Raw genomic sequence first — 7,703 nt, 5'->3', positions numbered from 1 at the left:
GCTATGCCAATGGCGTGGAGAAGACCGACGCGGTGCCGATCCGGATCATCGGCCATGTGCTCGAGTCGGTGCAGGTGCACCGGCGGCAGTGATTCGATTGATACCTGCCAGTGCGGCCAGCGCGCATTTTGGCTTTGCGTTCCGCGGCGGTTTCAAGTATGATGTAGAGATTAGAGTCTGGCTCGTCAGAGTCGTTTACTTTACAATCAGAAGGAGCTTAAGCGATCATGAATGCCAAAGCAAGCGCGACCGGATGCCAGATCGTCGATTGCACGATCCGTGACGGCGGTCTAGTCAACAATTGGGATTTCAGTGTGGAGTTCGTGCAGGATTTGTACAGCTCGCTCAATGAAGCGGGCGTGGAGTATATGGAGATCGGCTACAAAAATTCGCCGAAGCTGCTCAAGGGGGCGGATTCCGCCGGCCCGTGGCGCTTCCTCGACGACGACTTCCTGCGCAAGGTGATCCCGCAAAAGCTGGATACGAAGCTGTCTGCGCTCGTGGACATCGGACGCGTCGACGAGAACGACATTCTGCCGCGCGAGGAGAGCCTGCTCGACCTGATCCGCGTCGCCTGCTACATCCAGGATGTAGACAAGGCGCTGGCGCTGGTGGAGCTGTTCCACGAGCGCGGCTACGAGACGACGCTGAATATTATGGCGCTCTCCAACGTCATGGAGCACCAACTGCTGGAGGCGTTCAAGGAAATCGCCAAGAGCAAGGTCGACACGGTGTACATCGTGGACTCGTACGGCAGCTTGACGCCCGCGGATTTCAGCTTGTTGATCGACAAGTTCCGCAAGTATCTGCCCAAAAAACGGCTCGGCGTGCACACGCACAACAACATGCAGCTCGCCTTCGCCAATACGCTGATCGCAGTGGACAAGGGCGTGGAGCTGCTCGACGCCTCAGTGTATGGCATGGGACGGGCGGCCGGCAATTGCCCGACGGAGCTGCTGCTCGCCAATCTCAAAAATCCGAAGTATAATGTTCGTCCGGCGCTGGACATGATCGACAAGCACATGATCCCGCTGCGCGAGAAAGAAGAGTGGGGCTACATCATCCCGTATATGGTGACCGGTATGCTGGACGAGCATCCGCGCTCGGCTATGGCGCTGCGCAGCACTGCGGACAAGGACAAGTCCGTCGACTTCTACGACAAGCTGACGACGCCGGAAGTGGCGCACGGCAACTAGCACCCGGGAGGGATGAGAGATGGATCAAGCCGAGGCAGCAAGAATCGTCGCACGTCTGAGCGAGCGTCCGCTGCAGGCGCTGGCGCCGCGCGTCGTCTGGGACGAGGTGCTGGAGCGCGACATCGCCGCCTTGAGTCCGGCCAGCGGCCGAGCGGCTGAGCTGGCGCTCAAGTCGGGACTGCACCTGTGGAACGACAGCCTGAACGCCTCCCACACGCTGTCGCAGGACATCGACGATGCGACCGGCAGCTATTGGCACGGCATCATGCATCGGATGGAAGGCGACTACAGCAACGCGAAGTATTGGTTCCGCCGGGCGGGGGCGCATCCGGCGATGCGCGAGCTGGGCGAACGGGCGGCAGCATTGCTCGCTTCGCGCCAGGCTGCGCTGGATATCGGCGCTCCGATCGGTACTGTGCTGAGCGCATTGCTGCAGACGCGCGTCTGGGATGCGGCGGGCTTTGTCGACGCTGTCTCCGCACAGATGCAGGGCAGCGGAGACGAGGTGTCTCGCGAGCTGCTGGAGCTGGTGCAGCGCGAGGAGATGCTGAATCTGATCGAATACTGCGCCGCTCAAGCTGATTTGTAGTCGATCGCGCTCGCGCGTGGCTTCCAAAGTGGTTTAGCAAACGAAGGCTTAAGCTACTCAGCACGTGAAAGGCTTTCAAGTTGCTCAGCATACTCAAGGCTTCAAGTCGACCAGCCTACGAAAGGCTCCCAAGTCGATTAGCACACGAAAGGGCTCTCAAGTCGCTTTTGCGTCTTCCAAGTCCTTCGCTTAGCGCTTACAACTGGTCTCCAACACGCCCAATTGCGCGTCGGAGGCTTTTTCTTTGTTGGGGGCACAACCCCGGGGGGAGGGCTTGCAATTGATGCTTAAACTTAAAACCCGGCCAACTCGCCGTCGCCGCGAATCGCAGCCGCCTGATGGGCAGGGTTCGGGTGCAGGTAGCCGATGCCTTCGTAGCGGCGGCCGCCAGCGGTAACCGCCTGCAACTCAATGCGGATATTTTCGCTCCTGCTGAAGCTCTCCAGCAGTTCGGTCTCCGCGATCCCGTTCACGTCAATGTACCACAGCCGCGAGCCCAACTCCGTTACGACGACAAGCTGCGCGGATGAGAAATGAAGCGTATAGTCTTGCTGTTGCTGCGCAATTAACAGCTCTGTCAGCTCGTATTGTTCCACAAGCACTGTCTCCTTTCATGGGGTAGTCATAAGCGAATCAAGCGCATTAACTTGGCAATAGTTGCTGCGAGGACGGATGCAGCAGCGCAGACTGACTTCCCCGCTACGCCTTGACAGTCTGGATGGATTGTTCTGAGGGTCTCTATCCATTGCCATGTCGGTCTATATGAATTGTAATGTTCGTTCTCCGATAATGCAACAAGATGCCCTCTGGAAGCGTCTGTAAATACGGGCGTACAAAAAGGGGGAGAACAGCATGTACAAAGAAAGCAGAGCGAATTGGATCGAGAAAAGCAGAGCCAAGCGGGTCGAGGAGAGTAGGGCTGGACGGACTACAAAAAACAGAACTGGATGGTTCGCCAAAGGTAAGGCTGCATGGCTTGCGGCAGCGCTGCTGCTGATGGTGGCCGTCGTGGCGGGCTGCTCCGGAGGGGAGGGTAACAACGCGCAGTCGACTGCCAGCGACTGGTCGGAGGGCAGCGCGAAAAGGGAGGAGACGAGCGAATCCAGTCGTAGCGAAGCAACGTTCGATCGGGCAGTGGAGCCGTATCCGGGCGGCGGACAACAGCAACAGGATCAGGCAGCAGGGCAATTGACAGCCGGGGAGTGGGCCGATACCGAGCGATGGGGCGAATTTCTTGTTCGGCTTAACGAGCGGGATGGTGCGCACGGTATGCAGACATGGGGGATTACGCCGCTGCGAAGACTCGCCGCTGTTGTGACGGCGGCGGGTGAGCCGGTTGCGGACGCAGCGCTTGTACTCAGAGCGGGCGATGAGGGCGAGACCGTCTGGGAGGGACGGACGGACAACCAAGGCCGTGCTTATGTATTTGCGGGGATCTTCGAACAGCAGCGTGGAAGCAACGCGGATGCGTATACGATAGAGGTGCGGATTGGCCAAGACACGGTAAAGCGCTATGCCAATGTCGCGCTGCCGGCACAGGAGCCGTTGCAGATCGAGTTGGACGAAGCTGCCGTTTATCCGGATCGTGCGGACATCATGCTGGTGGTGGATACGACCGGCTCGATGTCCGATGAGCTGGATTACCTGGGGGCCGAGCTGACGGATGTGGTACAGCGCGCGCAGGAGCGCACGGGACAGGAGCTGGAGCTGCGCCTGTCGGCGAATTTTTATCGGGATGAAGGAGACGAATACGTGGTGCGGTCGTACCCGTTCACCTCCAAGGTAAGCGAGACGGTGAAACAGATTCGGGAGCAGCGTGCGGAAGGCGGAGGCGATTATCCGGAGGCGGTAGACGAAGCGCTAAAGGATGCGTTGCATGCCCACGAGTGGAGCGAGGAGGCGAGGGCGCGCCTGCTTTTTTTGGTGCTTGATGCCCCCCCGCACGATGACGAGCGTACGAAGCAGCGCATACGCGAGCTGACTTCGGATGCGGCGGCCCTCGGCGTACGGATCATTCCCGTTGCTTCGAGCGGGGTGGACCGCGAGACGGAATATTTGATGCGCTTCTTCGCCGCTGCCACCGGGGGCAGCTATGTCTTTCTCACCGATCACAGCGGGATCGGCAATTCGCATCTTCAGCCCCAGGTCGACCAATACGAGGTGCGCCCGCTCAACGACCTGCTGGTAGAGCTGATTGTGCGCTACACCGAGCGTCCACAGCAGGGGTAGCGCTGCGGCAGCGCCGAACGCGGCGCTGCCGCCACGCCCGCTTGACTGACCGTAATTGCAGTTGCGGATTGCTCCAGTTTTAACTGCTCAAGTAGCAGGATATTGGAGATATTTGTCGAATTCTACTTGAAGATTAGGAGATTGGGGCTTGGAGCGCAATGCTCGAAGAGTTTGCAGTCTTCAATAGGGTTGGATGCGTTATGCACGGGCAGGAGGAAAGAATGCCGATTAATCAAGCGGAGAAACAAACGATCGTGACGGCCGCAATTGCAATTGCGGGATTCGCAGCGCTGCTCATGCTGCACAATTCGTTTTACACGGTGTTCCAGATCAAGACATACTTGCTCATGCATACCAGCCTGGAGTTTATCGGCTTTGCCGTTTGCTTCACCATCATGTTTCTCGGCGCCATTTACTTTCTGGATACGCTGACGGTACAGCGCTTGTGGGCTGCCGGACTGTTCATGGTCGTCGGCATGCTCGAGCTTGGGCACGCGCTTACCTTTGCGGGCATGCCGTTCTACGACACCGGCGGCGCCGCCGCGTTGTCCGAATTTGCGGGCATGCTGGCGCAGTTGTTGATTGCCGCCGGACTCGGGCTCGTTTTCTTGCTCAAAGAACGTCCGGTTGCGTCCGCTATGCGCTTTCCCGTCCTGCTGGGGGCACTGCTCGGGGCAACCGGACTGCTCGGACTACTGTACGCTGCCGCTTACCGATGGCAGCTGCCTATCTTGACCGCGGATGGCTACAACACGATACGCAGCGGGCTGCACGGTTTCATTATCGTGTGCTACGCGGTGGCGATTGCGGGCTTGCTGTTCCGCAATCGCGCGGAACGCCCGCCCTCGATGCTCATGATCGTGCGGGCGCTTCTGCTGTTGTTCTTTGCGAATCTGATTTTTTTGATTGCGGCCACGCCCTGGGATGCGGACATGCTCGCCGGGCATATCTATAAGCTGGCCGGCTATTTGTTCTTGATGCGCGGCATCTATCTGGTGACGATCGAGGTGCCCTACCGCAAGCAAAAGGCGGCCGAAGAGCGGGTCAATTATTTGGCGTATTACGACGAATTGACCGATCTGGCGAATCGGCGCCGACTGGTGGATCGGCTGGAGCAGGAGATTGCGCAAGCGCGTCCGACGGGTAAAAAAATGGCCGTCATTCACCTGGACGTCGACCGCTTCAAAATGATCAACGATTCGCTCGGCCACTCGTTCGGCGATCGCATGATCCAGGCTGTCGCGCAGCGGCTGAGCGGCGTCGTCCCTTACGCCGAGTGCGTATTCCGAATAGGCGGGGACGAATTCGTGATCGTGATCCCCTATCTGCGCGGCGCCGACGAAGCAAGGGAGCTGGCCCAGCGGCTACAGGAGCTCTTCGCCGCGCCGATCCAGATCGGCGATGCGGCGTACCACATCACGGTATCGATCGGGATCGCGATGTATCCGGTCCACGGCGACACGGCGGAGGTGCTGGTCAAAAACGCCGAAATTGCGATGTACAGCGCAAAAGCGGAGCGCAACGCGATCGAGCTTTATTCACCGGAAATGAACGAGCGGGCCATCGAACTTCTTCAACTGGAAAACGACCTGCGCCGCGCGCTCGAGCAGCAGCAGTTCCTGCTCGAATATCAGCCGCTGATCGATCTCGAAAGCGGCCGCGTCGCCGGCGTAGAGGCGCTGGTGCGGTGGCGGCATCCGGAACGCGGCCTCATCCCGCCCGGCGCGTTCATCCCGCTCTGCGAAGAGAACGGGCTGATCGTACCGCTCGGCGAATGGGTGCTGGCCGAGGCTTGTCGGCAGAATAAGCGCTGGCAGGAGGCGGGTCTGCCGCCGATCGTCGTCTCGGTTAATCTGTCGATGCGTCAGTTCAAGCAGCAGCGCTTGGTCGAAAGGGTGCGCGAGATCCTTGAGGAGAGCGGGCTTGAGCCGCGTTACTTGGAGCTGGAAGTGACGGAGAGCATGACCGCCGAGGTCGAATATGCGATCCAGACGCTGACGCAGCTCAAGGCGCTGGGCCTCAAGATCAGTGTCGACGACTTCGGCACCGGCTATAGCTCTTTGCTCTACCTGAAGCGATTCCCGATCGACAAGCTCAAGATCGACCGTTCGTTCGTCAGCGATCTGATCCATGACAGCAATGATGCCGCGATCGTGACGACGATTGCGACGATGGCCCGGCATCTCAAGCTGCGCGTGACGGCCGAAGGTGTGGAAACGATTGGTCAGCTTGAGTTTTTACGGGAGCAGCGCTGCGAGGAAGCGCAAGGCTACTATTTTGCCCGTCCGATCCCCTCGAACGAATTCGCCGACTGGTATCGCCGGTCCATCAGAATGTCGGGATAGAGCGGAGCACAGCACAAGGAGGCACACAGTGATGAAGCAATCGGAGCAGCGGGTGTTCGTCTATGGTTCGCTGCTGCCGGGGATGGCCAATCGGCATGTTGTGGTGCCGTATCTTGCGCGGGAGCAGCCAGGAACGGTGCGGGGACGCTTGGTTGATGCGGGCCCTTATCCTGCGCTGGTGCGGGCCTGCGAAGCAGGGAGTGCGCTTGCCGACTTGAACCAGGGGGATGTGACGGCAATGCACCAGCATCAAGCGGCGCATACGGCCGAGCGCCGGACGGACAAGCTGGGTAGCACAGCAAAGGCGGGCGGCAAGCCGCAGCGTACGCGCGAGGTGGAGGGCAGCTGGATCGACATTGCGAGTGCCGGCTTGCGCGTCCTTGACGAGCTGGAGGAGTTCTACGGGATCGAAGAGGAAGGGGATTACATGCGGATCTGGGTGCGGGACGCGTGCGAGACGAGCCTGTGCGGTTGGACGTATGTCTGGCCCTCCGCCCGCGGCTGTCCGTATATCGCAGGCGGCAGATGGCTCGAGCACCTGCAAGCACGGTAGACGGTGCTGTCTGCCAATTGCGTCATTTCGTCACGTGGCAACTGTTAATTTTGTACCAGGTTTTTTTCCAATTCTTTTTTACGATTCGTTCCTCGTAAATGCGGATTCTCTGATGGGTCTGCGCAAAAAATGGCGTTGGTCTCAACTGTAGCTTCAGCACATCTTCAAGGCCACAAGGTGCGGTCAGGATCAGTAATCCGCGTTCATCAAGCGCCAGACCCAAAGCGGTCGCAGTTTCCGGAAATTTAGAAATGGCATCGACCGAGGAGGAGTAGGGCGGGATGCCATTGACAACGTGCATGCGCGCCTGGTTTTTGACAGACCAGGGGATGTGGGGAAATCGCTGTTTCAACTGGTGCTCCAGCTTTTTTTCAACCGTTTCATCACGATGGCTCGGATCGAAATAAATCACGTCGACGTCAGGCAAGGCAGTCCGCTCTGCGAAGCCGTGAAGCGTATCCCATATTTTATAGCGCGCACAAAGCCTGCGCAAACCCACCAGTCAGGCAGCTTTAGCGTGCTTGCCGCCTCCAGGACCTCCATCATCCACGCGTCCTCTTTTACAAGTTGAATGACATCGTTTTTGGTTTTCATTTTCAGATGCACCGTTGTTCACCCTCGCTTTGCCCTTCACCATGACCGACGAACCTAACGGTTGCCACAGCGGCTAATGAGCCTAAAAAAACGCGATTGAAGACAAATAAGCGCTGTGGCAACCGCTAGACTAGAAATCACCTGAAATCCATCGAAATAAGCGCGCTGGCAACCGTTAGCTTCGCAGCGTCCGTCCG

6 protein-coding genes and 1 pseudogene are annotated in these 7,703 nt (G+C 58.7%); 5 read left to right on the top strand and 2 right to left on the bottom strand.

From position 1 onward, the window contains the following. Positions 1 to 227 precede the first annotated feature (227 nt). Complete coding sequence (locus IDH44_RS25045; protein ID WP_190921560.1) at positions 228 to 1,196, top strand: aldolase catalytic domain-containing protein; 969 nt, start codon at positions 228 to 230, stop codon at positions 1,194 to 1,196. Positions 1,197 to 1,215: 19 nt separating this feature from the next. After that, positions 1,216 to 1,785 (top strand): hypothetical protein, encoded by a 570-nt coding sequence (locus IDH44_RS25040; protein WP_190921559.1) that lies wholly within the window; start codon positions 1,216 to 1,218, stop codon positions 1,783 to 1,785. Between the two features lie 293 nt (positions 1,786 to 2,078). On the opposite strand, the gene IDH44_RS25035 is transcribed toward IDH44_RS25040, so the two are convergent. Beyond that, a complete protein-coding gene (locus tag IDH44_RS25035; protein ID WP_190921558.1) occupies positions 2,079 to 2,381 on the bottom strand; it encodes a hypothetical protein in 303 nt (100 codons plus the stop codon). A 256-nt stretch (positions 2,382 to 2,637) separates the two neighbouring features. On the opposite strand from IDH44_RS25035, the gene IDH44_RS25030 reads away from it, so the two are divergent. From IDH44_RS25030 to IDH44_RS25020, 3 genes are all read left to right on the top strand, one after another. Further along, a complete protein-coding gene (locus tag IDH44_RS25030) occupies positions 2,638 to 4,014 on the top strand; it encodes a vWA domain-containing protein (protein WP_190921557.1) in 1,377 nt (458 codons plus the stop codon). A gap of 221 nt (positions 4,015 to 4,235) precedes the next feature. Then, a complete protein-coding gene (locus tag IDH44_RS25025; RefSeq protein ID WP_190921556.1) occupies positions 4,236 to 6,359 on the top strand; it encodes a putative bifunctional diguanylate cyclase/phosphodiesterase in 2,124 nt (707 codons plus the stop codon). Between the two features lie 31 nt (positions 6,360 to 6,390). After that, positions 6,391 to 6,912, top strand: coding sequence for a gamma-glutamylcyclotransferase family protein (locus tag IDH44_RS25020; protein WP_190921555.1), 522 nt, complete (start codon positions 6,391 to 6,393; stop codon positions 6,910 to 6,912). Positions 6,913 to 6,934: 22 nt separating this feature from the next. Here the strand turns inward: IDH44_RS25020 and IDH44_RS25015 are convergent. Continuing rightward, positions 6,935 to 7,512 (bottom strand): annotated as a pseudogene (locus IDH44_RS25015) (nucleotidyltransferase family protein). Positions 7,513 to 7,703: the final 191 nt, after the last annotated feature.

The organism is Paenibacillus sabuli (assembly GCF_014705605.1).
In the GTDB taxonomy this organism is placed as follows: domain Bacteria; phylum Bacillota; class Bacilli; order Paenibacillales; family Paenibacillaceae; genus Paenibacillus_D; species Paenibacillus_D sabuli.
This window is presented reverse-complemented; position numbering and strand designations above follow the sequence as displayed.

Bases quoted from the DNA above. Each gene is read 5' to 3' on its own strand.
- IDH44_RS25030 (WP_190921557.1), top strand. From the start codon at position 2,638: ATGTACAAAGAAAGCAGAGCGAATTGGATCGAGAAAAGCAGAGCCAAG.
- IDH44_RS25040 (WP_190921559.1), top strand. From the start codon at position 1,216: ATGGATCAAGCCGAGGCAGCAAGAATCGTCGCACGTCTGAGCGAGCGT.
- IDH44_RS25025 (WP_190921556.1), top strand. From the start codon at position 4,236: ATGCCGATTAATCAAGCGGAGAAACAAACGATCGTGACGGCCGCAATT.
- IDH44_RS25020 (WP_190921555.1), top strand. From the start codon at position 6,391: ATGAAGCAATCGGAGCAGCGGGTGTTCGTCTATGGTTCGCTGCTGCCG.
- IDH44_RS25045 (WP_190921560.1), top strand. From the start codon at position 228: ATGAATGCCAAAGCAAGCGCGACCGGATGCCAGATCGTCGATTGCACG.